Here is a 24610-nt window from a genome sequence, read left to right on the forward strand (position 1 = left end):
CTTGTTTGTCTTGTTACGACACAAGGAATTTCTCATCTGAGCTACTACCATACAAGTATAATGATCACAAAAGCGGCGTCAGATCACAAAAAATGGCGGGCGCTCAGGCGCGCCCCCACCCGGCTACGATGATCAACATTCCGCACAGGGCAATCGCCGCGCCGCCCCAGTCATAGACGCTCAGTTTTACCCCGTCGACGATGCGTAGCCACAGCAGCGCGGTACAGACATAGACGCCGCCATAAGCGGCATAGACGCGACCGCTGGCGGCCGGGTGCAGCGTCAACAGCCAGACAAAAAGGACCAGCGAGACTCCGGCAGGAATCAGCAACAGCGCCGTTGCGCCACGCCTGAGCCATAGCCAGGGCAGAAAGCAGCCCACAATCTCGCAAAGTGCGGTAAGGAAAAAAAGCAGTGTGGTTTTGAGCATGACTCACGTTTTCATTCAGCAAGAGTTGAACTATCTTAACGGATAATCCATATCAACGCAGACGCCATCCCGGGTTTGCGGCCAGGGACGAATCGAGTAGAATCGGCAAATAGCAGCCCCTTACCGTAAGGAAATCGCAATGAACATGACTCTTAGCAAGCGCCTGTGCCTGACGGCAATGCTGACGCTGGGTGCCTTCGTGTACACCGCCAGCGCTTTTGCGCAGACTGACAGACTGGTGATTGAATCCGGCGACAGCGCCCAGAGCCGCCAGCATGCCGCCATGGAAAAAGAACAGTGGAATGACACCCGTTCGCTTCGTCAGAAAGTGAACAAGCGCACGGAAAAAGAGTGGGATAAAGCGGACGTCGCCTTTGATGCGCAGGATAACTGCCAGAAAAGCGCCAACCTGAACGCCTACTGGGAACCGAATACCCTGCGCTGCCTTGACCGCCGTACCGGCCGTCAGATTACGCCGTAATTCTTTGCGGGCGCGGCATCGCGCCCGTTCATCACATCAATAGTACTCAATGGTATTTTTGATAGTGTATTTGCGCTCCACCGCGGGCGATACGCTTTCGTCCACTATCCTCAGCTCACAGGCCACCGGGTTGGCATGCTTGTCATAATCACAGCTCTGTTTAACCTTCCCCAGCGGTTTGTCATTCAACGTGCTGACCGCGGTGTAGTCCATCTTTTTACCCTTCACGGTAGACGGGGTCGAAGAGATAAACAGCCGCGCATCCTTTGAGGTGGTGGATTTCCCCAGCGGGTAGCCTTCATCATCATAGCGGTAGGTCACTTCAACATCTTTGCCGCGCGCGGCCGTGACAAAAACCGCGGTCGTCCGTCTCCCACGTCAGCCCCGCGCTGGGGTACTCCGCCAGCTGGCATTTTCCCTGCAGACGCAGCCGTTTTTCCTGGGTATCGGCATCGATGTAGTAGTTGGCGTTGAGCACCAGCGAAACGCCGGTGTTGTTTTCCACGTCGTGAAGGTCGAGCGAATCAAAGCAGCCCTCTTTCGAGAGCGCGCCGCTGACGCGCTTCGAGACTTTGCCTTCTTCATCCAGCAACGTCTGGCTGAACACTTTTACCGGGCCACGTAGCGGATCGAAATCGAATTCATTAGAAAAACTGGCCATCTCTGGCGTAAAAGATACGGGTCCTTTTTCATCATTACAGGCGCTGGTGAGGGCTGCCAGCATGATGAGTATCATAGGGTTCTTCAAAGGGTCACCTGATTTTTATTCTGCGTAGCGCTTATATTAGCAAAAGCTGTAATTGTTCTGGCAAGGACAACGTTATTTCTTTAAGACTGCGCCTGAATAATTCTCAGCAACCGGGTTCAACACTCTGAAAAAACCAGCAATATGCTGCTCATTTATAACCGCTGCTAAACTTTTATAAACGTTTATCAAAGGAGTTAGCTATGAAAAAGCTTATTTGGTTAGGTGCGCTGTTAATGGCAGGCTCGGCGTCAGCACTGGCCGCGCCGGATTCATGCGAGCGGGTAAGAAGCGATATTGAACAGCGGATTATCAACAACGGCGTGGCGGAATCGGCCTTTACGCTGACCGTTGAGCCTAACGATCAGAATAGCGCGCCGGACGCCCAGGTGGTGGGCCACTGCGGCAATGACGGCTGGAAAATCCTCTATACCCGCCACGGCGATGGCGCGGCCGACGACAATCAGCGATCCGCTTCACAATAACAAACCTTCCCTACGCAATCCTGGGGGATCAGGCTCTGGCTTGATCCCTGGTAATATTCCCCTACTCCTTATTAAGTAGCATCACTCCATGCTTAGCCTGCTAGTCATCAGGCAGAGACGATTAAAAATACAATGGAGTGAGCTATGTCGAATAGAGAAAACAGCGGCGGAATAAGCCGACGAACACTCGTTAAAAGCACGGCCCTGGGTTCGCTGGCGCTGGCGGCGGGGGGTTATCTTTGCCCTTTGGGCTGCGCACTGCCGCGGCGGCGGTACAAAGCGCCGTTCAGCCCGCAGAAGATAAAGTGGTGTGGGGAGCCTGTTCCGTTAACTGCGGCAGCCGCTGCGCACTGCGTTTCCACGTGCGTGATAACGAAGTGCAATGGGTGGAAACCGACAATACCGGCGAGGATATTTACGGCGATCATCAGGTGCGCGCCTGCCTGCGCGGCCGCTCGATTCGTCGCCGTATTAACCACCCGGATCGGCTTAACTACCCGATGAAGCGCGTCGGTAAACGCGGCGAAGGTAAATTTGAACGTATCAGTTGGGACGAAGCGCTGGATACCATCGCCGGCAGCCTGAAAAAGACCGTTGAGAAATACGGTAACGAAGCGGTCTACATTAACTATTCGTCCGGTATTGTAGGCGGCAATATCACCCGCTCCTCGCCCTATGCCTCGCTGGTGGCGCGCCTGATGAACTGCTACGGCGGCTTCCTGAGCCATTACGGCACCTACAGTACCGCGCAAATCGCCTGCGCGATGCCCTACACCTACGGTTCGAACGAAGGTAACAGCACCTCCGATATTGAAAACACCAAACTGGTGGTGATGTTTGGCAATAACCCCGCCGAAACGCGCATGAGCGGCGCGGGCATCACCTACTTCCTTGAACAGGCGCGTGAACGCTCAAACGCGCGCATGATTGTTATCGATCCCCGCTATACCGATACCGCCGCCGGGCGCGAAGACGAGTGGATACCCATCCGCCCCGGTACCGATGCGGCGCTGGTGGCGGGCCTTGCCTGGGTGCTGATTAACGAGAACCTGGTCGATCAGGCGTTCCTCGACACCTATTGCGTCGGCTATGACGAGAAAACGCTGCCCGCAGACGCCCCGGCCAACGGCCACTATAAGGCCTATATTCTGGGCCAGGGCGAAGACGGCATCGCCAAAACGCCGCAGTGGGCGGCGGCGATCACCGGCATCCCGGCGGATCGCATTATCAAACTGGCGCGGGAGATAGGCCAGGCCAAACCGGCCTATATTTGCCAGGGCTGGGGGCCGCAGCGTCAGGCCAATGGCGAGCTGACCTCGCGGGCTATCGCCATGCTGCCGATCCTTACCGGTAACGTCGGGATTAACGGCGGCAACAGCGGCGCGCGAGAATCCACCTACACCATCACCATTGAGCGGATGCCGCTGCCGGAAAACCCGGTAAAAACCCAGATCTCCTGCTTTAGCTGGACCGACGCCATCGCCCGTGGCCCGGAGATGACCGCTACCCGCGACGGCGTGCGAGGGAAAGCGAAGCTGGACGTGCCCATTAAATTTATCTGGAACTACGCGGGCAACACCATTACCAATCAGCACAGCGACATCAACAAAACGCACGAGATCTTACAGGATGAATCGAAGTGCGAAATGATCGTGGTGATCGACAACTTTATGACCTCCTCGGCGAAATACGCCGATATCCTGCTGCCTGACCTGATGACCGTTGAGCAGGAAGATATCATCCCCAACGACTACGCTGGCAATATGGGCTATCTCATCTTTATCCAGCCGGTGACGACGCCGAAATTCGAGCGCAAACCGATCTACTGGATAACCAGTGAAATCGCCAGACGACTCGGGCCGGATATCTATCAGCGCTTTACCGAAGGGCGCACGCAGGAAGAGTGGCTGAAATACCTGTACGCGAAGATGGTGGCGAAAGATCCGCAGCTGCCCTCGTATGAAGAGCTCAAAAAGATGGGCATCTATAAGCGCAAAGATCCTAACGGCCACTTCGTTGCCTATAAGAAATTCCGCGAAGATCCGCAGGCCAACCCGCTGAAAACCCCTTCCGGTAAAATTGAGATCTACTCCAGCCGGCTGGCGGAGATTGCCAACCGCTGGGAACTGCAAAAAGATGAGGTCATCAGCCCGCTGCCGGTTTACGCCTCAACGTTTGAAGGCTGGGACGATCCCGCCCGCGACAAATTCCCGCTACAGCTTTTCGGCTTCCACTATAAATCCCGCACCCACTCCAGCTACGGCAACATTGATGTGCTCGCCGCCGCCTGCCGCCAGGAGGTGTGGATTAACCCTGTCGACGCGCAAAAACGCGGCATCGCCAATGGCGATATGGTCCGGGTCTTTAATGGCCGCGGAGAAGTGCGCATTGCCGCGAAGGTGACGCCGCGCATTATGCCTGGCGTCAGTGCGATGGGCCAGGGGGCCTGGCACGACGCCAGCATGAGCGGCGACCGCGTCGATCACGGCGGCTGTGTGAACACGCTCACCACGCACCGCCCCTCTCCGCTGGCGAAGGGAAATCCGCAGCACACCAACCTTGTTGAAATCGAAAAGGTGTAAGGAGTAGCCGATGACAACCCAATATGGATTTTTTATTGATTCCGCGCGCTGCACCGGCTGTAAAACCTGCGAGCTGGCCTGCAAGGATTACAAAAACTTAACGCCTGAAGTGAGCTTTCGCCGCATCTATGAGTACGCGGGCGGCGACTGGCAGGAAGATAACGGCGTCTGGCATCAGAATGTCTTTGCTTACTATCTGTCGATTGCCTGCAACCACTGTGAAGATCCCGCCTGTACCAAAGTCTGCCCCAGCGGCGCAATGCATAAGCGCGAAGACGGTTTCGTGGTGGTGGATGAAGACGTCTGCATCGGCTGCCGTTACTGCCATATGGCCTGCCCTTACGGCGCGCCGCAGTACAACGCCGAAAAAGGTCATATGACCAAGTGCGATGGCTGCTACGAGCGCGTCGCCGAAGGGCAAAAGCCTGTTTGCGTCGAGTCCTGCCCGCTCAGGGCGCTGGATTTTGGCCCCATCGACGAGCTGCGTAAAAAGCACGGCAACCTTGCCGCTATCGCCCCGCTGCCGGCGTCGCACTTTACCCGGCCAAATATTGTCATAAAACCTAACGCCAACAGCCGCCCGACCGGGGATTCTACCGGCTATCTGGCAAACCCGCAGGAGGTGTGAAATGGGGAATGGATGGCATGAATGGCCGCTGGTGTTGTTTACCGTCCTTGGCCAGTGCGTGGCAGGGGCGCTGATCGTCACCGGGCTGGGCTGGATGGCGGCCAAAGACGATACCGCCAATCAGCGGCGCATCGCCCGCTGTATGTTTTTCCTCTGGCTGCTGATGGGCATCGGTTTTCTCGCTTCGATGATGCACCTCGGCTCGCCGTTGCGGGCGATGAACGCCCTTAACCGGATAGGCGCCTCGCCGCTCAGTAATGAAATTGCCCTTGGGTCACTCTTTTTCGCCGTCGGCGGACTGTGGTGGCTGGTGACGGTGCTGGGGAAAATGCCCGTTACGGTGGGTAAAATCTGGCTGGTTATCAGCATGGTACTGGGAGTCATCTTTGTCTGGGCAACCAGTCGGGTCTACCAGATCGATACCGTGCCCACCTGGCATGGCGGTTTCACCACCGCGAGCTTCTTCCTGACTATGCTGCTCGGCGGCCCGCTGCTTGCCGCCCTGCTGCTGCGTCTGGCGCGTACCTCGTTCAACGGCGCGACCTTCGCGTCGCTGAGCGTCGCGGCGCTGCTGGCGACAGTGGCGGTGATTGTCCTGCAGGCGCTGAGCCTCGGCGCTATTCACAGCTCCGTGGCCCAGGCCAGCGCGCTGGTGCCGGACTACGGCGCGCTGCAAATTCTGCGCATGGTGCTGCTGGCGGCGGGCCTGGGCTGCTGGATCTGCCCGCTGGTGATGCGTAAACAGCCCCGCGCGGTCAGTCTGATGGCGGGCGTCGCGCTGGTGGTGGTCGCGGAACTGCTGGGCCGGAGCCTGTTTTACGGGCTGCATATGACGGTCGGCATGGCCATTGCCGGGTAACAAGAAGGAGTGCCTGTGGTGGATACGTTACATACGCCAGCCTTTACGTTTACCGCGAGGGTGCTGGGCGGGCTGTTCTGGTTCCCGCCCCAGAGTGAGCAGGCGCAGGGGCTTATCGCCGCTTTTCGTAACGGTGAATGGGAAGCGCAGTGGCCGTCTTCTTCCGCTGAACTGGCGTCGCTAACGCCGCTGTTTGCCGCCGACGCGCCGGAGACCATTCCCCAGGCATGGCAGCGCCTTTTTATTGGCCCTTCGGCACTGCCCGCACCGCCCTGGGGGTCAGTCTGGCTGGATAAAGAGAACGTGCTGTTTGGCGAATCAACCCTGGCGCTACGGCAGTGGATGCGTCATCACCACATCGTGCAGGAGATGCAGCATGACGCGCCGGAGGATCATTTCGGCGCGCTTATGCTGCTCGCCGCCTGGCTGGTGGAAAACGATCGCGTCAGCGCCTGCGACGAGCTGCTGGCCTGGCATCTGCTGCCGTGGGCTGGCCGTTTTCTTGATGTGCTGGAAAGCGAAGCCGGCCACCCGTTCTGGCATGCTGCGGCAAGGCTTGCCCGCCTCACCCTCGTAGACTGGCAGACGCGGCTGCTGATGCCCGTCGCCCCGAAAAAGCTCTATCGGTGAATTAAGCGCGGCGGCAATGTGACAACGTCACGTTTGCCGCTGCGCTTTTAAGAAAATTCTTTTGCTCCCCGCCAGCGGTTAGCGTCACTGGTCTGCGGGAAAAATCGCGCAAAATCCATACGTTAAAAGCCCTCTCTATTACTGGAAGCATCTCCAGGTCGTTGCTATTGCTTAAATACCCTGCCGAACATGGCCTAATAACCTGCAACCGCCGTTGCCATAACGCATGCACTCAGGGAGACACACTGCAATGCATACATCCGCACTCACCCGCGCCCTGCTTTTTATTGCGACTCTGGTCGTGGTGCTGGCGCTGTTAGCCTGGGGAATTGGCCTTGAGACCCTAAAAGCCCGTCAGGTTGACCTCGTTTATCTTGGGCAGCAGCACCTGATTCTGGTGTTCAGCTCCATGTTCTTTGCCCTGCTGGTCGGTATTCCCAGCGGTATCGCCCTCAGCCGCCCGGCGGCTAAGGGCGTAGCCGAATATGTGATGCAGATCTTTAACGTCGGCAACACATTGCCGCCGCTGGCGGTGCTGGCGCTGGCGATGGTGGTGATCGGCATCGGCGATAAGCCGGCAATCTTCGCGCTCTTTCTGGCGTCGTTGTTACCCATCGTCCGTAATACCTATGCGGGTCTCTGCTCAGTACCCGCCTCGCTGCTGGAAGCGGCGAACGGCATTGGCATGACCAAAGGCCAGCGTCTGTGGCAGGTGGAGTTGCCCAACGCCCTGCCCGTTATTCTTTCCGGCGTGCGCATCGCCACGGCGATTAACGTGGGCACCGCGCCACTGGCCTTCCTGATTGGCGCCAGCAGCTACGGCGAGCTGATCTTTCCGGGTATCTACCTCAACGACTTCCCGACGCTGATTCTCGGGGCCGCCGCGACCGCGCTTTTTGCCCTGGTTCTGGACTCCCTGCTGGCCGCGCTGGGACGCTATCTCACCCCCTACACGCGCTGATAAGGACGCTTTATGAAACGACTAACCCGTTTACTGGGTGCCATGAGCGCGACACTGCTTTTCTGCGCCGCCGCCCATGCCGCGCCGCTGGTGCTGGCGACGAAAAGTTTTACCGAGCAGCACATTCTTTCCGCCATGACGGTGCAGTATCTGCAAAAAAAAGGCTTTCAGGTTCAACCGAAAACCAATATTGCTGCGGTTATCTCCCGCAACGCGATGATCAACAACCAGATTGATATCACCTGGGAATATACCGGCACCTCACTCATCATCTTCAACCAGATTAAAGAGCGCATGACGCCGCAGCAGACCTACGACACGGTAAAACGGCTGGATGCGAAACGCGGGCTTGTCTGGTTAAAACCGGCGGATATGAACAACACCTACGCCTTCGCCATGCAGCGAAAACGCGCGGAGGCAGAACATATCAACACCATGTCTGAGATGGTGGCGAAAATTGAGCATATCCGTCAGACCGACCCGGACAACAACTGGCTGCTGGGCCTGGACCTGGAATTTTCCGGGCGTAGCGACGGAATGAAGCCTTTGCAGGAGGCCTATAACTTCCCGCTGGATCGCCCGCAAATCCGCCAGATGGACCCCGGACTGGTCTATAACGCCGTGCGTGACGGCTTTGTCGACGCTGGTCTGGTTTATACCACCGATGGCCGGGTTAAAGGTTTCGACCTGAAAGTGCTTGAGGATGATAAGGGCTTTTTCCCAAGCTACGCCGTCACGCCGGTGGTTCGCAAAGCTATCCTGGATGCTAACCCTGGGCTGGACGAGGCGCTGAACACCCTCTCCGGCCTGCTTAATAACGACGTCATCTCGACGCTCAATGCAAAAGTCGATATCGATCACCAGTCGCCTGAACAGGTGGCGCGCGACTTTTTGCGTGAGAAAGGTCTGCTGTAAGGAGCGCCCATGGATACGATTCACTACATGATGGATAACTGGGGCTATCTGGCGAGCCTGACTTTTCAGCACCTCTGGCTGGTGCTGCTCGCCGTAGGCCTGGCAATTGTGATTGGCGTACCGCTGGGCATTCTGATTGTCCGCCACAAATGGCTGGCGACACCGGTGCTCGGGCTGGCGACCATTGTCCTGACGATACCTTCTATCGCCCTGTTCGGCCTGATGATCCCGCTTTTTTCGATGGTCGGTCAGGGTATTGGCGCGCTACCGGCTATTACCGCCGTGTTTCTCTACTCGCTGCTGCCTATTGTTCGTAACACCCACACCGCGCTGGATAGCCTGCCGCCCGGCCTGCGCGAAGCCGGACGCGGTATCGGCATGACCTTCTGGCAACGGCTGCGCTGGGTAGAAATTCCGATGGCGCTGCCGGTGATTTTTGGCGGTATTCGCACCGCGGTGGTGATGAATATCGGCGTAATGGCTATCGCCGCCGTTATCGGCGCGGGCGGCCTGGGGCTGCTTCTACTTAACGGCATCGGCGGCAGCGATATTCGCATGCTGATTGCGGGTGCGCTGATGATCTGTTTACTGGCGATCGTGCTGGACTGGTTGCTGCATCGCTTGCAGGTGGCACTGACACCGAAGGGGATTCGATAATGATAAAGCTGGAAAATCTGACCAAACAATTTACCCAGAAAAACGGCCAGACCGTTAAGGCCGTCGACAACATCAACCTGCACGTCCCCGAAGGGGAGATGTGCGTCCTGCTTGGCCCCTCCGGCTGCGGTAAAACCACCACGCTGAAGATGATTAACCGCCTGATTATGCCCAGCAGCGGCAACATCCTGATCAACGGTGAGGACACCAGCGGGATGGATATCGTTACCCTGCGGCGCAATCTTGGCTACGTTATTCAGCAGATAGGTCTGTTCCCTAATATGACCATTGAAGAGAACATCACCGTGGTGCCGCGGATGCTGGGCTGGGATAAAGCGCGTTGTAAAAGCCGCGCCGAGGAGTTAATGGATATGGTGGCGCTGGATGCGAAGAAATTTCTTCACCGTTATCCGCGCGAGATGTCCGGCGGGCAGCAGCAGCGTATCGGGGTGATTCGCGCGCTGGCGGCGGATCCGCCGGTACTGCTGATGGATGAACCCTTCGGCGCCGTCGACCCGATTAACCGTGAGGTAATTCAGAACCAGTTCCTGGAGATGCAGCGCAAGCTGAAAAAAACGGTGATGCTGGTCAGCCACGATATCGATGAGGCGCTGAAACTGGGCGATCGTATCGCCGTCTTCCGTCAGGGACGGATCGTGCAGTGCGCCAGCCCCGATGAACTGCTGGCGAAACCGGCGAATGAATTTGTCGGCTCGTTCGTGGGCCAGGACCGCACGCTTAAGCGCCTGCTGCTGGTTTCCGCGGGCGACGTGACCGACCAGCAGCCGACGCTGACGGCGCGGGAGTCCACTCCGGCTGCAGAGGCGTTCGCCATTATGGACGATAACGATATCCGCGCCATTACCGTGGTGGATAGCGAAGGCAAGCCGCTGGGCTTTGTGAAGCGGCGCGAGGCCAGAGGCGCGACCGGCGTTTGCGCCGATCTGCTGCACCCGTTCCGCGTTACCGGCAAGGCGGAGGACAACCTGCGCGTGGTGCTGTCAAAGCTCTACGAGAGCAACACCAGTTGGATGCCTATTGTCGATGAAGCCGGGCGTTATAACGGGGAAATTTCGCAGGATTATATCGCCGACTACTTAAGCTCCGGCAGAACCCGCCGGGTGCTTAATATTCACAGCGATGCGTAACGTCGTACCCGGATGCGGCGTGAAAACGCCTTACCGGGCTACCTCCCGTAGCCCGGATAAGCGCAGCGCATCCGGGATGCCCCGGCGCGACGGCTCAGGCCAGGACCCGTTCGGCGGCGAGCATGCCTGTCGCCATCGGTAGGTTAATATACTGCGCCAGTTCGCGCTGCTCGGCACGGGGAAGATAAGGCAACTCCCCCACCAGCGGCGCGGGCAGTTTACGGCTCAGTACGCTGATAATTTCTGAATAGTGCGCAAGGCCGGGGTTGATACGGTTAGCCACCCAGCCAATCAGCGGCAGCCCGTCGCTGGCAATGGCCTGGGCGGTCAGCAGCGCATGGTTAATGCAGCCCTCCTGAATACCCACCACCATCAACACCGCCATCTGCTCCTGCACCACCCACTCAGAGAGCGGACGCAGGTCGTTCATCAGGCTGCGCCAGCCCCCCGTCCCTTCGACGACCACATGGTCAACCTGGTCGCATAGCCGGGCAAGGCCGTTGGAAAGAAGGCTGTAGTTGATAGGATAACTGTGCGCTACGCTACTTTCGTCTTCACTTAGCGCAATGGGGTTAACCGATGAATAAGGTAACTCAATTGACGACACGCTTTGCAGTACCAGCGCGTCTTTATTGCGTAACCCTTCCGGCGTCTCTTTACTCCCTTTTGCGACCGGCTTGTAACCCGCGACGGTTCTGCCGCTGGCGGCAATCGCCTGCAGCAGTGCGCGGGACACGACTGTCTTCCCGACAGAAGTATCAGTACCCGTTACAAAGAAACGCTTAAGCATTGCTAACCCCACCCGTTATGCTACGAAAATATAAACCAGGAAAATAATTCAGTGGGGAAAGTCTAAGGTAAGCGTCTTCAGCCCGGCTTGCGTTAGCGCAATTTTTGGTAAAACAGTGTAGAAATGTTACCCCTGCAACAAACGTATCAGCAGCGAGCCATTATACATCGCGTCTTTAACCAGCGCCGCGCCTGCCATTGTGCCCTGGTTGGTAAACTGCGTGCTCTCTACAGCGATATGTTTACTGTACGCGGGTAATGATTGCTGACGAATACAGTCAGCAATAGCGGGAAAGAGGATATCCGCCGCCTTGCTCAGGGGCGAACCGATAAGAATTTTTTGTGGATTGAACAAATTTACCATGATGGCCAGAATGCGCCCGACGTTGGTGCCGACACCGCTGATAATATCTTTTGCCAGCAGATCCCCCTGCTGCGCCGCGTCGCACAGCGACGCTACCGTCAGCGGCTGCTGGTGCAGCATCGATCCCATCGACTGGCTCATGCGCAGTTGCGCCAGCTCCAGCACGCTCTCCACGCTGGCGATGGTCTCCAGGCAGCCGTGGTTGCCGCAGTAGCAGCGTTTACCGTAAGGATCGACCTGCGTGTGGCCAATCTCCACCAGGCTACTGCTGCCCGCGTGCAGCAGCCTGCCGTCGGTGATGACGCCCGCGCCGACGTTGTGATCGATAACCACCTGAATCACATCCCGCGCCCCGCGCGACGCGCCAAACAGCGCTTCGGCCATGGTCCAGGCGCTGATATCGTGCTGCATATAGACGGGCACGCCGGTATGCGCTTCCAGCGCCTCGCCCAGCGGCATATCCTTTACCCCTTCATAAAAGGGCATGCGGTGGACAATACCGTTTTCGGTATCAATAATGCCGGGCAGCGTAATGGCGATAGCGGTTAGACGCTCCAGCTTTTGCTGATGCCGAATAAAAAAGGCGTCAATATGGGCGATGATGCGCGCCAGCAGCGGGGTTTCATCCTCCAGCGATAGCAGCAGGCACTCCTCTACCACCAGCTTGCTACTAAGATCGCGCAGCGAGAGATAAATTTCCCCGCGGCTGATACGTAAAGAGAGATAGTGCCAGGCTTCGGTTTCCACCACCAGCCCCACCGCAGGCCGCCCGCGGCTGCCTGGCTCCTGAATTTCGGTCTCCTGCACCAGATGCGCTTCCAGCATTTCACGCACAATTTTGGTGATACTGGCCGGCGCCAGCTGCGCCAGACGCGACAGGTCGATGCGCGACACCGGGCCAAGCTGATCAATCAGGCGGTATACCGCGCCGGCATTGGTCTGCTTTATTTGATCGATATGCCCAGGCTGACTATCAGCAACCACCACGCTCTCCCTTTATTTTTGTGCCCGAAATAAACTTTGGGCTATGGTGAAGCACTTCGATAGTCAACGTCAAATATTTCCCCAGGCTTGTGATTTACCGCACGTTTCACAGAGGCTTACTGCTTGTTTTTTACCCATTCGCCGACGAAATCAACGCTTTTCTGAAACGTTGTGCCGCTGTTCCCTGTTCATGATGCTTCGCCCATACCAGCCACATCTCCGATACGGCGTCGGGCTGGATAATCGGCAGCCAGCGCATCTCATCAAGCTGCACGCGGCGAAACGAGGCAGGAAGTATCGACACCCCCAGCCCGGCAGCCACCAGACCAATAATGGTCATCGCCTCGCCCACTTCCTGGGTGATGGTAGGAGTCAAATCATAGCGGCGCAGCAGGCCAAGGATATCGTCATACAACCCGGTGCCGACGTGCGGGTCGAAAAAGACAAACGGCTCCCGCGCCAGTTCATGCAACGAGACGGCGGACCGCGTGGCCAGCGGATGGTCACGATGAATCATCGCCAGCAGCGGCTCTTGCAAAATCACCTGCCAGGCCAGCGTATCGGGCAGCAGCGTATTGCGCATCAGCCCTAAATCCAGCGCCCCCTCGTTCAGCGGCGCGATCTGTTCGCGGGTGTTGATCTCCCGCGTCTGGATATGTACGTCCGGGTAATGCCGACGAAACGACGACAGCGTGTCCGACACTGCCTTAATAAAAGGGGCGGAGGAGGTAAAGCCGATGCGCAGCTCCCCTGTCTCCCCCTGATGCAGCCGGGCGGCACGGGCGACGGCCTCCTCGACCTGGCTTAAGATCTGCCGACTGTCGGCCAGAAACTGCCTGCCCGCCGGAGTCAACGCGACGCTGCGGTTGGTGCGCGACAGCAGTTTCGCCCCCGCCTGCTGTTCAAGCGCCTGGATTTGCTGGCTAAGCGGCGGCTGAGAGATGTTCAACCGCGCGGCGGCATGGCCGAAGTGCAGCTCTTCGGCAACGGCAATAAAGTAACGCAGATGGCGCAGCTCAATATTCATATGTAAAACGTCTTATTTGAGATTATTAATATATTAGACAGAACAATCCCCTTTTCATACCCTTACCTTATCTCTGCTTTTTGCAATGAAATTGAAGGATTAACAGTGAGTCGTACAACTACCGTCGACATCTTACCGGCAGAGGATGTCGAAACCGTTTCCCGCCCTGGGGCAGCGCAATTTATCAAACGCGGTACGCCGCAATTTATGCGCGTTACCCTGGCGCTCTTCTCCGCAGGCCTCGCCACCTTCGCCCTGCTCTACTGTGTCCAGCCTATTCTGCCGGTGCTCTCAGGGGAGTTTGGCGTATCGCCCGCCAGCAGCAGTATTTCTCTGTCTGTCTCCACGGCAATGCTGGCGGTTGGGCTGCTGTTCACCGGCCCCTTATCTGACGCCATCGGGCGCAAGAAAGTGATGGTAACCGCCCTGCTGCTCGCCTCCTGCTGCACCCTGCTATCCACTATGATGACCAGCTGGCACGGTATCCTGGTGATGCGCGCGCTGATGGGGCTTTCCCTGAGCGGCGTGGCGGCGGTAGGCATGACCTACCTGAGCGAGGAGATCCACCCCAGCTTTGTGGCCTTCTCGATGGGGCTTTACATCAGCGGCAACTCTATTGGCGGCATGAGCGGGCGTCTTCTGAGCGGCGTCTTCACGGATTTCTTTAACTGGCGCGTCGCGCTGGCAGTGATTGGCCTTTTCGCCCTCGCCTCGGCGCTGATGTTCTGGCGCATTCTCCCGGAGTCGCGCCATTTTCGCCCTATGGCCCTGCGCCCGCGCACCCTGGCGATCAACTTTCGCCTGCACTGGCGCGACCGCGGCCTGCCGCTGCTGTTCCTCGAAGGTTTTCTGCTGATGGGCTCGTTCGTCACGCTGTTTAACTACATTGGCTACCGGCTGATGCAGTCCCCCTGGCAGCTTAGCCAGGCGGTGGTGGGGCTGCTGTCGCTGGCCTACCTCACCGGCACCTGGAGTTCGCCGCGCGCGGGGGCGATGACGGTAAAATATGGCCGGGGGCCGGTGATGATTGGCGCTATCGCCATTATGCTGTGCGGCCTGCTTCTGACGCTGTTTTCATCTATCTGGGTGATTTTTGCCGGTATGCTGCTGTTTGCTGCCGGATTCTTCGCCGCCCACTCGGTCGCCAGCAGCTGGATTGGGCCGCGGGCGCGCCGCGCTAAAGGGCAGGCGTCGTCACTCTATCTGTTCAGCTATTACCTGGGATCGAGTATCGCGGGGACGCTGGGCGGGGTCTTCTGGCATAGCTGGGGCTGGAACGGCGTTGGCGGTTTTATTGCTCTGATGCTGGTGCTGGCGCTGTTCACCGGTAACCGACTTCATCACCGCCTGCATTAAATCATGTAGCCCGGATGCGGCCAATGCCGCATCCGGGAGGCCAGGGGCGCAATGCTTCCCTGGCTACAGCTCCGTGCCTGAACAGGTCAGAACATCCCAAATACCGAGGATGCGCCCACCATTTCTCGTACTGCATCAAGCACCGTCAGAGCAAAAATAACCCAGATAAAAGGATTCATGATTTAAGCTGTGTGGTTGAGGCTACGACTTTTCTATTATGGACAGTGAGCGCGCTATGCTATAGCCCCTGTATTTAGTAGGTCAATAGCGCATACCTGTTCCAACTAGAGGCACTATGGAAAATACCTGTTATCAGCAGCTTACCCGCACGTTTCAACGTCTGTCGCGTTTTTCCCATCTCTCCGCCATCGCGGGCTGGGACATGCTTACCATGATGCCCCCCGCAGGCAGCGCCGCCCGTGGCGAAGCGCTGGCGGAGCTGGGGGTGCTACAACACCAGATCCTGACCGATAAGCAGGTGGGGCAATGGCTGGAGGGGGCCCGCTCAGAGGATCTCAACGACCTTGAGCAGGCCAATCTGCGGGAAATGACGCGTCATTATCAGCAGGCTTCGCTACTACCCGAGTCGCTGGTGGAAGCCAAAGCGCTGGCGGGCAGCCGCTGCGAACACGCCTGGCGCACCCAGCGCCCTGCCAATGACTGGGCTGGTTTTAGCGCCAACCTGAAAGAAGTGGTGAAACTGAGCCGCGAAGAGGCGCAGCTCCGCGCCGCGGCGAAAGGCTGCTCGCCTTATGACGCGCTGCTGGATGTTTTTGAGCCGGATATGACCAGCGCGCGCCTTGATACGCTGTTCGCCGATCTCAAATCCTGGCTGCCTGACCTGCTACAGCGGGTTGCCGATAAGCAGTCCCGTGAGACGCTTGTCGATCCGGTGGGGCCATTCCCGGTGGCGACACAGCGCGAGCTGGGGCTGGAAGCCATGAAGATGCTGGGCTTCGACTTTAACGGCGGACGGCTTGATATTAGCGCCCACCCTTTCTGCGGCGGCGTACCGGAAGATGTGCGCATTACCACCCGTTACGATGAAAATGACCTGCTGAGCGCGCTGTTTGGCGTGGTGCATGAAACCGGCCATGCCCGCTATGAGCAAAATCTGCCCCGCCAGTGGTCAGGGCAACCCGTCGCGCTGGCGCGCTCGACGGCAATCCATGAATCGCAGAGCCTGTTTTTTGAAATGCAGCTGGGCCGCAGCGAAGCGTTTCTCCGGCGTTTGCTGCCGTCAATCGTCCAGCGCTTTGGCGCTCAGCCAGCCTTTGAAGAGGCCAACTTTATCGCCTGGAACCAGCGAGTAAAACCCGGCTTTATTCGCGTCGAGGCGGACGAAGTAAGCTATCCGGCCCATGTCATTCTGCGCTATGAGATTGAGCAGGCACTGATTAACGGCGAAATCGAGGTGGAGGACATTCCCGCCCTGTGGAACGAGAAGATGCAGGCGTGGCTGGGTCTGTCCACCGAAGGCGACTACCGTAACGGCTGCATGCAGGATATCCACTGGACGGACGGCGGCTTTGGCTACTTCCCCTCCTATACGCTGGGCGCGATGTACGCCGCACAGCTGTTTCATGCGGCGCGCACCGCCCTGCCGGGGCTGGAAAGCGCCATCGCGCAGGGGGATTTCTCCGCGCTGTTTGACTGGCTGCGGCAAAATATCTGGCAGCACGGCAGCCGCTTCTCCACTTCGCAGCTCATTGAAAATGCCACCGGCGAGGCGCTGAACAGCCGCTATTTCCGTCAGCATCTGACAGCGCGCTATCTGTAAACCCCGCATTTTCAGTCTCCCCGGATGCGGCGCGCTGGCGCCTAATCCGGGCTACCTCTCCCCCTGTACAAACGGTTACACGCCGAAACCAATCACTCACGGAAGCAGCAGCGCGATATCGATATAGTGCTTTCAACGGCCCCGCAGTGGGGTTGAATGAAGAAACCAATTCGAGGATATCAGAATGAAAAAAGTATTAGCTCTGGTTGTTGCCGCTGCTATGGGTCTGTCTTCTGCTGCGTTCGCCGCTGATGCCGCGACCACCACCACTCAGGCTCCGGCTGCCACCACAACCACTACCGCCGCACCGGCAGCGAAAGCCGCTCCGGCGAAAAAAGTTCACAAACATAAAAAAGCGGTAGCCCAGAAAGCGCAGGCTGCTAAAACCAAAAAACACCACAAAAAAGCCGCCGCTAAACCGGCAGCTGAGCAGAAAGCTCAGGCGGCAAAAGTGAAAAAACATAAAAAACATGTAAAACACGAAGCGACTCAACCTGCTGCTCAGCCGGCTGCGTAAGTTTTCTGTTTACCGGGCCTGCTGTCCAGGCCCGTCCCCGGCGCTGAACCTCTGGTAAAGCGCCGTTTTTTTTCGGAGGGTTTATGCTGCGACGCTACCGTTTCGAATGCCTCTTACTGATGCTGATTGTCTGCGCGCTCATCGCCCTGCGCTTTTATCTGTTTTGAATGTAGCACGCTGATTTTATTCCCGCTTTTCTCCCGTCCCGTCTATAGTTTATAAATCAGGGTTACTAAAAAATCATTATTGCCCCATCAGAGTGTTATATGCGAAAAACCGTTGTGCTATTGCTGGGAACGTTTCTTTTTTCCGCTTACGGCCATGCCGATGAAGACGCAGCCAGCGCCCGTCAGGTCAAGACGCTTTTTTTCGGTCATGATGACCGCGAGCGGGTTGAAAACCCTACGCGCGCGCCGTATGACGCCATCGGACAGCTGGAAACCGCCAGCGGCAACCTCTGCACCGCGACGCTTATTTCACCGCGCCTGGCATTAACCGCCGGGCACTGCCTTCTGACGCCCCCGGGCGGCAAAACGGATAAAGCCGTGGCGCTGCGCTTTGTGTCGCAAAAAGGGAGCTGGCGTTATGAAATTCGCAGTATTGAAGGGCGCGTTGACCCGTCGTTAGGCAGACGGCTGAAAGCCGATGGCGACGGCTGGATTGTCCCCCCTGCCGCCGCACCGTGGGATTTTGGCCTGGTGGTGCTGCGCTATCCTCCCTCTGGCATCACCCCCCTGCCGCTGTTTGCGGGCGATAAAGCGGCGCTGACCCAGGCATTGAAAGAGGCGGGCCGGAAAGTGACCCAGTCGGGCTACCCGGAAGATCATCTGGAAACGCTGTTCAGCCATCAGGATTGCATCGTCACCGGCTGGGCGCAGGAGAGCGTTCTGTCGCACCAGTGCGATACCCTGCCGGGCGACAGCGGTTCCCCGCTAATGCTGAAAACCGCTGACGGCTGGCAGCTTATCGCGGTACAAAGTTCCGCCCCGGCGGCGAAAGACCGCTGGCGCGCCGATAACCGGGCGATTGCCATCACCGGTTTTCGTGACAAACTGGAAGCGCTGGCGCAGTAAGTAACGCAGCCCTGCATGGGCTGCGAAGCGTCAGGCGAATTTTATCAAAATCATGCCGACAATCAGCAGTACCAGCCCTGCCCAGCCTTTGTTGTTGAGCCGCTGTCCAAAGAGGATCCAGCCCGCCGCAAGCGTGGCGGCGATGCCAAAGCCGCCCCATAAGGCATAAGCCACCGACAGATCGATACCCTTTACCGCCTGCGATAGCGCGCTAAATGCAGCCAGTACCGCCAGCAGCGATCCGATCCCGTACCCTTTATGGCGAAAGCCGGACGACAGCTTAAGAAAGATGTTGGCGACGATCTCAAGAACAATGGCGCTCGCCAGCCACAGGCCGTGTATCCATTCAAACTGTTGCATTGCGACCGCCCTTTATACTTACGCCCGCTTTACGGGTGCCGGATTTAATCAGTACGATCCCGGCCACCAGCGTTGTTAAGCCCGCGATTTTCAGCGGCGTCAGCACTTCATCAAAAAGCACCACGCTGAACAGCGTAATCAGCACAATACCGATCCCTTCCCACAGGGCATAGGCAACGCCGAGGGCGATTTTTTTAACGGCAAAGGATAAAAATATATAAGACAGAGCGATCATCGCCAGCATTAAAATAAAACCGGCGTGCCCGCCGCTAACGCTTGCCCATTTCATCGATAATGTGCCGGTTATTTCTGCGACGATAGCCAGCGCTAAAAGTATCCAGTAAAACATTGTCTTTCTCCTGCATGAAAATAAACGATTCGGTGGCTGCCCATAATGGAAGCCAGAAAAGTGAACATCAGCCGCGACTATTTCGCGTCTGGTCAGGCAGAATGAAAAAGACTACAGCGCGGAGCGCCAGTGCTGCTCGCCGCAAAAAGCGTGGCCAGCCAAAAGAGGAAGGGAAAAAACAGAAAGGAGCGTCCTGAACAGGTTATCCATAAAATTACAATGTTCCGCCTTTGCTTCTCATCGCGGCGGAAAAGTTGTCTCCGGTAGTTAAACACGCGCTATTTCTACCACAGGCGTTTTTTTTCGGCAAATGCTTTGCACTTCTTTACGCCTTGTACAGCAGCAGGATGTGCCGCCTGTCGGATTAATGGCAGGCGGCAGTGTGCTACTCGCCGGCTTTTAACGCCAGCGCCCGTTGTTCGGCCAGTAAATTCCATGAGGAAATAAACAACCCGGCTATCATGGGCCCCAGAATAAAACCGTTAATGCCGAAGAATTGCAGCCCGCCCAGCGTGGTTAATAAAATTAAATAGTCCGGCATACGCGTATCTTTTCCCACCAGCAGCGGGCGCAAAATATTATCTGCAAGGCCGACCACGACAACAAAATAAGCCGTCAGCATGACTGCGGTAATAATTTCTCCGCTGGAGAAAAGGTAAATAACCGCCGGTACCCAGATAAGCGCCGTGCCCACCGCCGGGATCAGCGACATAAAGGCCATAATCGACCCCCACAGCAGGCTGCCGTTGATCCCGGCAAACCAGAAGCCGAAACCGCCCAGCGCCCCTTGTACGATAGCCACCACCAGCGTGCCCTTCACCGTCGCCCGGGAGACGCCGGAAAACTTCTGAAACAGGCGGCGCTTAATTTTGTCCGTCAGCGGAATGGCATGGAAAATTTTACGTACCAGCTGCGAGCCGTCTTTCAGTAAGAAGAACAGCAGGTAAACCATCAGGCAGAAATTGATGGTCAGGCTCAGGGTATTTTTGCCGATGACCAGCGCGCTGCCCGCCAGGTAACGCCCGGCGCTCAGCGCCACGCCGGACAGCTTTTCGCGGATCGAGGTGACGGTGTCAAAATCGTTGTCGCGCAGGTAACTCTGCGCCCAGCCGGGCAGGTAACCGATGCTGTCAGTAAAAAGCTGCGGCAGATCGGTGGCGTTGTTTTGTAGCCGCTGATAGAGCGCGTTGATCTCCACCACCAGTGACGAAACGATCACCATCAGGGGGATAAACACCAGTACGCAAATAAGGAGCACCGTCAGCAGCGAAGCGATACTGTCACGCCCCCGCAGCCACCCTGATAGTTTTACCCGCAGCGGATAAAAAATAAGCGTCAGGATCACTGACCAGATAATCGCCGAATAGTAGGGCTGAATCAGGCTGAAAAACGCCAGGCTCACCAACAGCAGCAGAACAATAAAAAAGAAGTTGTTTATTTTCAACGTGATCTTCCTGGCCATCCAATGGTTAAGTTTATTTAGTGTAGATGCTATCTCCTTGATTGTAAAAACATCGCCGGTTGGGTAATAATACCTGCCGCTTCGTTTGTTTAGGCCTGAAAGCGGCCCGCGCTGGCAACCTGATGCGGCCGTCACGTTATATTTCCATTTTGGATCTGTAAGGATCTTACATCTTTTGCGCCCGCCTTTATCTCACAAACTAAATTTCCAGTCGTGTCAGTAAGTTCTTAAATAGCGATCGCTTTTGGCTTGATCGATCCTTGCCTTTGACGATACTGTATAAATACACAGTAAATAATGCAGAGTAAGACATGCCGTAGCCCGGGTAAGCGCCAGCGCACCCGTGAATCCCGGATGCGGCGCGGTTGCGCCTTATCGGGGCTGCCTGCCGCTACTCTCAACCTTATAAAAACAATGGAGCGATGCGCGATGACCACCAGCTCTTTTCCCAGCCCGGCTGCGGATTACCTTGACGGCGCGATCGATCTGGTAAGCAGCCTGATTGCCCACCCTTCGGCGACGTACGTACTGCGCGCGTCGTCAGATTCCATGCGGGATGCGGCGATCCTGCCCGGCTCGTTATTGCTGGTGGATACCAGCCTGACGCCGGTGGATGGCGATATTGTGGTGGCCCGGCTGCTGAGCGGTTTTACCGTGAAGCGGCTGCGTTTAGGCCCCTGCCCGCAGCTGGTGCCGGAGAATGCGCGTTACCGCGCGGTGAAGATAGAAGAAGAGGAAGGCGCACATATCGTGGGCGTGGTGACGACGGTCATTACCCTGACCCGGCGAACGTTAAACCGGCCATAGCGCCGGGCGGGCGGCCCGGCGCTATACGCTCACACCAGGCGGATCCCGGCGTCAACGAAAAAGAGCGAACCGGTGCAGCCCCGGGCGTCATCGGAGGCGACAAACAGCGCCATCGCCGCCACGTCCCTGCCCTCAAGGGTGATATCCAGCGACTGCGCGTTTTTGATCTCCTGGTCCGAGGTGGGCGTTCGCCACAGCGCCTGCTGGCGCGGCGTGGAGATAGCGCCGGGGACGATACAGTTCACCCGGATGCCGGACGGCCCCAGCTCACGCGCCAGCGTCTGGTTCAGGCCGACAATCGCCGCCTTTGCGGTGGTGTAGCCAACCAGGCCCGGCCTGCCCTTCATAAAGGCGGTCGAACTGGTGAGAATAATACTGCCGCCCGATGCCTGCATCCGCGCCGCTACCGCCTGGGTGGCGAAAAACTGATGATCGAGGTTAACGGCAAGGCTGGCGCGCCATGTTTCCGGCTCGACGCTAAACATGTCGTGGCGATCGTCGCAGGCGGCATTGTTGATCAGGACGTTTATCTCCCCTTCCCGATCGGCGATAGCGCTAATCACCGCGCGCAGCGCCGTAATATCGCGCAAATCTACGGCGTGGAATGTCGCGCCGCTGGCGCGGGCGACCGCTTCACCCGCCTCTCTGTTAATATCCAGAAAATGGACCCGGCTCCCCTGCTGGCTGAATGCCGTCACCAGATCGGCGCCAATACCGCTGGCGCCGCCGGTAATCATGACGACTTTTTGCTGTAAGCTCGCATAGCGGGTATAACTCTCGTGCATTTTTCGTTCTCGCTTCGGTAAGGCCTGCATTACGGCGTCGTCGAGAGTATCGCGTTTTCCTCCCTGCGGATAAACAATAGTTGCGCCAGCATTAGTTCAGCCGCGCCCCGCTTTCAGCATCGAAAAGATGGGCGTGACGGGCATCCGGCAGCACGTTCAGCATGGTGCCGGGTTCGGCGGCGACCCGCTGATGAAAGAGCGTCGTGACCTGCTGAGTACCCATACTGAGCACGATCTGGGTTTCGGACCCGGTCGGCTCCACCACCTTCACCTGAGCGTTAATGTCACCGGCCGAAGCCAGTAAAAAGTGCTGGGGCCGCACCCCGTACAGTACCCGCTGCCCAAGCGCATGGTCTGGGGTTTGCGCCACCGGCAGCGCCACGCCGTCATCGGTTATCACCACCCCCGGCTTCGCCAGCCGCCCGGTGAACAGGTTCATGGAAGGCGAGCCGATAAAGCTGGCGACGAAGGCGTTAGCCGGACGATCGAACAGCTCCAGCGGCGTGCCCACCTGCTCAATATGCCCCTCGCGCAGCACCACAATTCGGTCCGCCATGGTCATCGCCTCAATCTGATCGTGGGTGACATAAATCATCGTGGTGTTCAGCCGCTGGTGCAGGGCCTTGATCTCCGTGCGCAGCTCCACCCGCAGTTTGGCGTCAAGGTTGGAGAGCGGCTCATCAAAAAGGAACAGCCGGGGGTGGCGCAAAATGGCCCGCCCCATCGCCACCCGCTGGCGCTGGCCGCCGGAGAGCTGCGCCGGTTTGCGCGCAAGCAGCGGCGTCAGCCCCAGCGTATCGGCGGCCTGGCGCACCTGCTGGTCTATTTTTATTTTCGCCACGCCCTGCATTTTCAGGGAAAAGCCGAGATTTTCCGCCACCGTCATATGCGGATAGAGCGCGTAGTTCTGGAATACCATCGCCATATTGCGCTCCTGGGGCGATAAATCGTTAATCACCTCGCCGTCAAGGATAAGTTCGCCGCCGTCAATGCCTTCCAGTCCGGCAATCATGCGTAAAAGCGTTGATTTACCGCAGCCGGACGGCCCCACCAGCGCGATAAATTCGCCGTGGTGGATGGTCAGATCGAGGCCTGGGATAATTGTCTGGCCATGAAAGTGTTTAGCGATGTTGCGCAGTGTCAGGGTTGCCATAGTTAATCCTTAAGTCCGCCTGCGGTGAGGCCATGTACCAGATAACGACGTACCAGCAGGGTGAACGCCACCACCGGCAGCATCACCAGCGTGCCGCTGGCGGCGATTTTGCTCCACTCCCACCCTTCGTATTGCAGGAAGTTGACAATGGCCACCGGCGCGGTAATGGCGTTGGTACGGGTTAAAATCAGGGCGTAGAAAAAGTCATTCCACGAGAAGATAAAACAGAGAATGGCGGTGGCCGCTAGCCCCGGTTTGACCAGCGGCAGCGTCACCGTCCAGAAACTGCGCCACAGGGAGCAGCCGTCCATCCATGCCGCCTCTTCCAGCGCCACCGGCACCGCGGCAAAGAAGGTCTGCATCAGCCAGATGACAATCGCCAGGTTAAAGGTGAGATAGACAATCGCCAGGCCGATAATGGTGTCCTGCAAGCCGAGCCAGCGCCAGGCCAGAAAAAACGGGATGGTAAACGCGATAGGCGGCGCCATGCGGGTCACCAGGATCCACAGCGCCACGTAGCGGCGGGCGCGAAATCGCCAGCGGGTCAGCACCCACGCCGCAGGCACCCCCAGCAGCAGCGAGAAGATAGTAGAGAGCAGGCTTACCATCAGGCTGTTGCCAAACGGCTGGAGAAAGTGACCGGCAATCAGCTGGCGGTAAGCGTCAAGGGTCGGGGTGAACCATAGCGTCAGTTCGAAGGCGTCCATCGCCGGGCGCAGCGACATAATGACCATCCATAAAAAAGGGGCCAGAAATATCACCAGCAGCAACAGGGCCAGCAGCGTGCGCTTGCCTTTAACACGCCATGTTTTGCGCCGGACGGCACGAAAAGCCACCTGCCCGCGTTCGTCAGTTTGTTGAATGGTCATCGCCCCACCCCGCCCGGCCAATCAGCCAGCTTAAGAGAAACACCCCCACCAGGATCACCACCGCGATAGCGCTGCCGTAACCCCACCAGGAAAAGTTAAACGCCTGTATAAAGCCGTAATAGTTGGTCACTTCGGTCACAGACCCCGGCCCGCCGTCGGTCAGAATGTAGATCAGCGGAAACGCCTTAAAGCTGTCGATCAGACGAAACAGAATGCACACCGCCAGCACCGGTTTCAGGTGCGGAAACACGATATAGCGGAAAATATTCCACGACGAAGCGCCGTCAAGACTCGCCGCCTCCCGCGGTTCGTTCGGCACCATCTGCAACGCGGCGAGCACCATCAGCATGGTGAAGGGAAACCACTGCCAGACGTCCGCCGCGACAATCGCCCACAGGGCGGTGTCCGGGTTGG

28 protein-coding genes and 2 pseudogenes are annotated in these 24610 nt (G+C 57.6%); 16 read left to right on the forward strand and 14 right to left on the reverse strand.

The window, feature by feature from the left end:
- Positions 1 to 103 precede the first annotated feature (103 nt).
- On the reverse strand, positions 104 to 430 hold the full coding sequence (locus ENTHG_RS06325; protein WP_044176460.1) for a YnfA family protein: 327 nt from the start codon (positions 428 to 430) through the stop codon (positions 104 to 106).
- 139 nt (positions 431 to 569) lie between these two features.
- Here ENTHG_RS06325 and ENTHG_RS06330 point away from each other — a divergent pair, with 139 nt between their 5' ends.
- A complete protein-coding gene (locus ENTHG_RS06330) occupies positions 570 to 911 on the forward strand; it encodes a DUF1283 family protein (protein WP_044176472.1) in 342 nt (113 codons plus the stop codon).
- Positions 912 to 947: 36 nt separating this feature from the next.
- Here the strand turns inward: ENTHG_RS06330 and ENTHG_RS06335 are convergent.
- Positions 948 to 1659, reverse strand: a pseudogene (locus tag ENTHG_RS06335) (YnfC family lipoprotein).
- A gap of 200 nt (positions 1660 to 1859) precedes the next feature.
- Between ENTHG_RS06335 and ENTHG_RS06340 the strand changes: the two are divergent.
- The 9 genes and pseudogenes from ENTHG_RS06340 (at position 1860) to osmV (ending at position 10521) form a co-directional block, all read left to right on the forward strand.
- Positions 1860 to 2141: a DUF1161 domain-containing protein gene (locus ENTHG_RS06340; protein WP_044176483.1), complete on the forward strand. Its 282-nt coding sequence runs from the start codon at positions 1860 to 1862 to the stop codon at positions 2139 to 2141.
- A 144-nt stretch (positions 2142 to 2285) separates the two neighbouring features.
- Positions 2286 to 4723 (forward strand): annotated as a pseudogene (gene ynfE, locus ENTHG_RS06345) (selenate/tellurate reductase subunit YnfE).
- A 10-nt stretch (positions 4724 to 4733) separates the two neighbouring features.
- Positions 4734 to 5351 carry a DMSO/selenate family reductase complex B subunit gene (locus ENTHG_RS06350; protein ID WP_044176495.1) on the forward strand — a complete coding sequence of 206 codons (618 nt, stop codon included), beginning with the start codon at positions 4734 to 4736 and terminating at the stop codon, positions 5349 to 5351.
- 1 nt (position 5352) lies between these two features.
- Complete coding sequence (locus ENTHG_RS06355; protein WP_044176504.1) at positions 5353 to 6210, forward strand: DmsC/YnfH family molybdoenzyme membrane anchor subunit; 858 nt, start codon at positions 5353 to 5355, stop codon at positions 6208 to 6210.
- A 15-nt stretch (positions 6211 to 6225) separates the two neighbouring features.
- Positions 6226 to 6840, forward strand: a complete 615-nt coding sequence (gene dmsD, locus ENTHG_RS06360) for a Tat proofreading chaperone DmsD (protein WP_044176515.1) — start codon at positions 6226 to 6228, stop codon at positions 6838 to 6840.
- Positions 6841 to 7090: 250 nt separating this feature from the next.
- Positions 7091 to 7801, forward strand: coding sequence for an osmoprotectant ABC transporter permease OsmY (osmY, locus tag ENTHG_RS06365; RefSeq protein ID WP_044176526.1), 711 nt, complete (start codon positions 7091 to 7093; stop codon positions 7799 to 7801).
- Between the two features lie 12 nt (positions 7802 to 7813).
- Positions 7814 to 8716: an osmoprotectant ABC transporter substrate-binding protein OsmX gene (osmX, locus tag ENTHG_RS06370; RefSeq protein ID WP_044176535.1), complete on the forward strand. Its 903-nt coding sequence runs from the start codon at positions 7814 to 7816 to the stop codon at positions 8714 to 8716.
- Positions 8717 to 8725: 9 nt separating this feature from the next.
- Positions 8726 to 9373 carry an osmoprotectant ABC transporter permease OsmW gene (gene osmW / locus ENTHG_RS06375; RefSeq protein WP_044176544.1) on the forward strand — a complete coding sequence of 216 codons (648 nt, stop codon included), beginning with the start codon at positions 8726 to 8728 and terminating at the stop codon, positions 9371 to 9373.
- Positions 9373 to 10521: an osmoprotectant ABC transporter ATP-binding protein OsmV gene (osmV, locus tag ENTHG_RS06380; RefSeq protein WP_044176556.1), complete on the forward strand. Its 1149-nt coding sequence runs from the start codon at positions 9373 to 9375 to the stop codon at positions 10519 to 10521. The genes osmW and osmV overlap by 1 nt, the downstream gene beginning before the upstream one ends.
- A 94-nt stretch (positions 10522 to 10615) precedes the next feature.
- Here osmV and bioD read toward each other — a convergent pair whose 3' ends face one another.
- From bioD to ENTHG_RS06395, 3 genes are all read right to left on the reverse strand, one after another.
- On the reverse strand, positions 10616 to 11311 hold the full coding sequence (bioD, locus tag ENTHG_RS06385) for a dethiobiotin synthase (protein WP_044176570.1): 696 nt from the start codon (positions 11309 to 11311) through the stop codon (positions 10616 to 10618).
- Positions 11312 to 11437: 126 nt separating this feature from the next.
- A complete protein-coding gene (gene mlc / locus ENTHG_RS06390) occupies positions 11438 to 12658 on the reverse strand; it encodes a sugar metabolism global transcriptional regulator Mlc (RefSeq protein WP_044179074.1) in 1221 nt (406 codons plus the stop codon).
- 130 nt (positions 12659 to 12788) lie between these two features.
- Positions 12789 to 13685, reverse strand: a complete 897-nt coding sequence (locus ENTHG_RS06395) for a LysR family transcriptional regulator (RefSeq protein ID WP_044176581.1) — start codon at positions 13683 to 13685, stop codon at positions 12789 to 12791.
- Positions 13686 to 13790: 105 nt separating this feature from the next.
- Between ENTHG_RS06395 and ENTHG_RS06400 the strand changes: the two genes are divergently transcribed.
- Positions 13791 to 15041 carry an MFS transporter gene (locus tag ENTHG_RS06400; RefSeq protein ID WP_044176591.1) on the forward strand — a complete coding sequence of 417 codons (1251 nt, stop codon included), beginning with the start codon at positions 13791 to 13793 and terminating at the stop codon, positions 15039 to 15041.
- An 86-nt stretch (positions 15042 to 15127) separates the two neighbouring features.
- Here ENTHG_RS06400 and ENTHG_RS26395 read toward each other — a convergent pair whose 3' ends face one another.
- Positions 15128 to 15220 (reverse strand): KPN_01571 family protein, encoded by a 93-nt coding sequence (locus ENTHG_RS26395; RefSeq protein WP_222860428.1) that lies wholly within the window; start codon positions 15218 to 15220, stop codon positions 15128 to 15130.
- Between the two features lie 116 nt (positions 15221 to 15336).
- Here ENTHG_RS26395 and ENTHG_RS06405 point away from each other — a divergent pair, with 116 nt between their 5' ends.
- From ENTHG_RS06405 to ENTHG_RS06415, 4 genes are all read left to right on the forward strand, one after another.
- Entirely contained in the window at positions 15337 to 16821 is a 1485-nt protein-coding gene (locus ENTHG_RS06405; RefSeq protein ID WP_044176599.1) for a carboxypeptidase M32, read from the forward strand.
- A gap of 184 nt (positions 16822 to 17005) precedes the next feature.
- Positions 17006 to 17338, forward strand: coding sequence for an acid resistance repetitive basic protein Asr (asr, locus tag ENTHG_RS06410; RefSeq protein WP_044176606.1), 333 nt, complete (start codon positions 17006 to 17008; stop codon positions 17336 to 17338).
- Between the two features lie 83 nt (positions 17339 to 17421).
- Positions 17422 to 17505 carry a small membrane protein YdgU gene (gene ydgU / locus ENTHG_RS26525; RefSeq protein ID WP_479681168.1) on the forward strand — a complete coding sequence of 28 codons (84 nt, stop codon included), beginning with the start codon at positions 17422 to 17424 and terminating at the stop codon, positions 17503 to 17505.
- Between the two features lie 99 nt (positions 17506 to 17604).
- Complete coding sequence (locus ENTHG_RS06415; RefSeq protein WP_044176619.1) at positions 17605 to 18411, forward strand: trypsin-like serine peptidase; 807 nt, start codon at positions 17605 to 17607, stop codon at positions 18409 to 18411.
- Positions 18412 to 18441: 30 nt separating this feature from the next.
- Here the strand turns inward: ENTHG_RS06415 and mdtI are convergent, their stop codons facing one another.
- From mdtI to ENTHG_RS06430, 4 genes are all read right to left on the reverse strand, one after another.
- Positions 18442 to 18771, reverse strand: coding sequence for a multidrug/spermidine efflux SMR transporter subunit MdtI (gene mdtI, locus ENTHG_RS06420; RefSeq protein ID WP_044176630.1), 330 nt, complete (start codon positions 18769 to 18771; stop codon positions 18442 to 18444).
- Complete coding sequence (mdtJ, locus tag ENTHG_RS06425) at positions 18758 to 19120, reverse strand: multidrug/spermidine efflux SMR transporter subunit MdtJ (RefSeq protein ID WP_044176637.1); 363 nt, start codon at positions 19118 to 19120, stop codon at positions 18758 to 18760. Before mdtJ ends, mdtI begins: the two co-directional genes overlap by 14 nt.
- A 111-nt stretch (positions 19121 to 19231) precedes the next feature.
- A complete protein-coding gene (locus ENTHG_RS26400) occupies positions 19232 to 19330 on the reverse strand; it encodes a protein YdgV (RefSeq protein ID WP_425325294.1) in 99 nt (32 codons plus the stop codon).
- 175 nt (positions 19331 to 19505) lie between these two features.
- Entirely contained in the window at positions 19506 to 20582 is a 1077-nt protein-coding gene (locus ENTHG_RS06430; protein WP_052332671.1) for an AI-2E family transporter, read from the reverse strand.
- Between the two features lie 429 nt (positions 20583 to 21011).
- Between ENTHG_RS06430 and umuD the strand changes: the two genes are divergently transcribed.
- Positions 21012 to 21389: a translesion error-prone DNA polymerase V autoproteolytic subunit gene (gene umuD, locus ENTHG_RS06435; protein ID WP_237567453.1), complete on the forward strand. Its 378-nt coding sequence runs from the start codon at positions 21012 to 21014 to the stop codon at positions 21387 to 21389.
- A gap of 29 nt (positions 21390 to 21418) precedes the next feature.
- On the opposite strand, the gene ENTHG_RS06440 is transcribed toward umuD, so the two are convergent.
- The 4 genes from ENTHG_RS06440 to ENTHG_RS06455 all read right to left on the reverse strand — a co-directional run.
- Positions 21419 to 22174 carry an SDR family NAD(P)-dependent oxidoreductase gene (locus ENTHG_RS06440; RefSeq protein ID WP_044179078.1) on the reverse strand — a complete coding sequence of 252 codons (756 nt, stop codon included), beginning with the start codon at positions 22172 to 22174 and terminating at the stop codon, positions 21419 to 21421.
- Between the two features lie 91 nt (positions 22175 to 22265).
- The gene (locus tag ENTHG_RS06445; RefSeq protein WP_044176673.1) at positions 22266 to 23327 is read right to left on the reverse strand and encodes an ABC transporter ATP-binding protein; all 1062 of its coding nucleotides are present in this window, start codon (positions 23325 to 23327) and stop codon (positions 22266 to 22268) included.
- A gap of 2 nt (positions 23328 to 23329) precedes the next feature.
- Positions 23330 to 24196 carry a carbohydrate ABC transporter permease gene (locus ENTHG_RS06450; protein WP_052332673.1) on the reverse strand — a complete coding sequence of 289 codons (867 nt, stop codon included), beginning with the start codon at positions 24194 to 24196 and terminating at the stop codon, positions 23330 to 23332.
- Positions 24177 to 24610 (reverse strand): carbohydrate ABC transporter permease (locus tag ENTHG_RS06455; RefSeq protein WP_044176684.1); only part of this gene is annotated, 434 nt, incomplete at its 5' end. The genes ENTHG_RS06450 and ENTHG_RS06455, both read right to left, overlap by 20 nt.

The sequence above is a fragment of the Phytobacter massiliensis JC163 genome (assembly GCF_000321045.1).
Classification (GTDB): Bacteria; Pseudomonadota; Gammaproteobacteria; order Enterobacterales; family Enterobacteriaceae; genus Phytobacter_A; species Phytobacter_A massiliensis.

What these genes read in the sequence shown, in the direction of transcription:
- ENTHG_RS06325 (WP_044176460.1), bottom strand. Translation starts at nt 430, where the DNA reads ATGCTCAAAACCACACTGCTTTTTTTCCTTACCGCACTTTGCGAGATT.
- ENTHG_RS06330 (WP_044176472.1), top strand. Translation starts at nt 570, where the DNA reads ATGAACATGACTCTTAGCAAGCGCCTGTGCCTGACGGCAATGCTGACG.
- ENTHG_RS06340 (WP_044176483.1), top strand. Translation starts at nt 1,860, where the DNA reads ATGAAAAAGCTTATTTGGTTAGGTGCGCTGTTAATGGCAGGCTCGGCG.
- ENTHG_RS06350 (WP_044176495.1), top strand. Translation starts at nt 4,734, where the DNA reads ATGACAACCCAATATGGATTTTTTATTGATTCCGCGCGCTGCACCGGC.
- ENTHG_RS06355 (WP_044176504.1), top strand. Translation starts at nt 5,353, where the DNA reads ATGGGGAATGGATGGCATGAATGGCCGCTGGTGTTGTTTACCGTCCTT.
- osmY (WP_044176526.1), top strand. Translation starts at nt 7,091, where the DNA reads ATGCATACATCCGCACTCACCCGCGCCCTGCTTTTTATTGCGACTCTG.
- osmX (WP_044176535.1), top strand. Translation starts at nt 7,814, where the DNA reads ATGAAACGACTAACCCGTTTACTGGGTGCCATGAGCGCGACACTGCTT.
- osmW (WP_044176544.1), top strand. Translation starts at nt 8,726, where the DNA reads ATGGATACGATTCACTACATGATGGATAACTGGGGCTATCTGGCGAGC.
- osmV (WP_044176556.1), top strand. Translation starts at nt 9,373, where the DNA reads ATGATAAAGCTGGAAAATCTGACCAAACAATTTACCCAGAAAAACGGC.
- bioD (WP_044176570.1), bottom strand. Translation starts at nt 11,311, where the DNA reads ATGCTTAAGCGTTTCTTTGTAACGGGTACTGATACTTCTGTCGGGAAG.
- ENTHG_RS06395 (WP_044176581.1), bottom strand. Translation starts at nt 13,685, where the DNA reads ATGAATATTGAGCTGCGCCATCTGCGTTACTTTATTGCCGTTGCCGAA.
- ENTHG_RS26395 (WP_222860428.1), bottom strand. Translation starts at nt 15,220, where the DNA reads ATGAATCCTTTTATCTGGGTTATTTTTGCTCTGACGGTGCTTGATGCA.
- ENTHG_RS06405 (WP_044176599.1), top strand. Translation starts at nt 15,337, where the DNA reads ATGGAAAATACCTGTTATCAGCAGCTTACCCGCACGTTTCAACGTCTG.
- asr (WP_044176606.1), top strand. Translation starts at nt 17,006, where the DNA reads ATGAAAAAAGTATTAGCTCTGGTTGTTGCCGCTGCTATGGGTCTGTCT.
- ydgU (WP_479681168.1), top strand. Translation starts at nt 17,422, where the DNA reads ATGCTGCGACGCTACCGTTTCGAATGCCTCTTACTGATGCTGATTGTC.
- ENTHG_RS06415 (WP_044176619.1), top strand. Translation starts at nt 17,605, where the DNA reads ATGCGAAAAACCGTTGTGCTATTGCTGGGAACGTTTCTTTTTTCCGCT.
- mdtI (WP_044176630.1), bottom strand. Translation starts at nt 18,771, where the DNA reads ATGCAACAGTTTGAATGGATACACGGCCTGTGGCTGGCGAGCGCCATT.
- mdtJ (WP_044176637.1), bottom strand. Translation starts at nt 19,120, where the DNA reads ATGTTTTACTGGATACTTTTAGCGCTGGCTATCGTCGCAGAAATAACC.
- ENTHG_RS26400 (WP_425325294.1), bottom strand. Translation starts at nt 19,330, where the DNA reads ATGGATAACCTGTTCAGGACGCTCCTTTCTGTTTTTTCCCTTCCTCTT.
- ENTHG_RS06430 (WP_052332671.1), bottom strand. Translation starts at nt 20,582, where the DNA reads ATGGCCAGGAAGATCACGTTGAAAATAAACAACTTCTTTTTTATTGTT.
- umuD (WP_237567453.1), top strand. Translation starts at nt 21,012, where the DNA reads ATGACCACCAGCTCTTTTCCCAGCCCGGCTGCGGATTACCTTGACGGC.
- ENTHG_RS06440 (WP_044179078.1), bottom strand. Translation starts at nt 22,174, where the DNA reads ATGCACGAGAGTTATACCCGCTATGCGAGCTTACAGCAAAAAGTCGTC.
- ENTHG_RS06445 (WP_044176673.1), bottom strand. Translation starts at nt 23,327, where the DNA reads ATGGCAACCCTGACACTGCGCAACATCGCTAAACACTTTCATGGCCAG.
- ENTHG_RS06450 (WP_052332673.1), bottom strand. Translation starts at nt 24,196, where the DNA reads ATGACCATTCAACAAACTGACGAACGCGGGCAGGTGGCTTTTCGTGCC.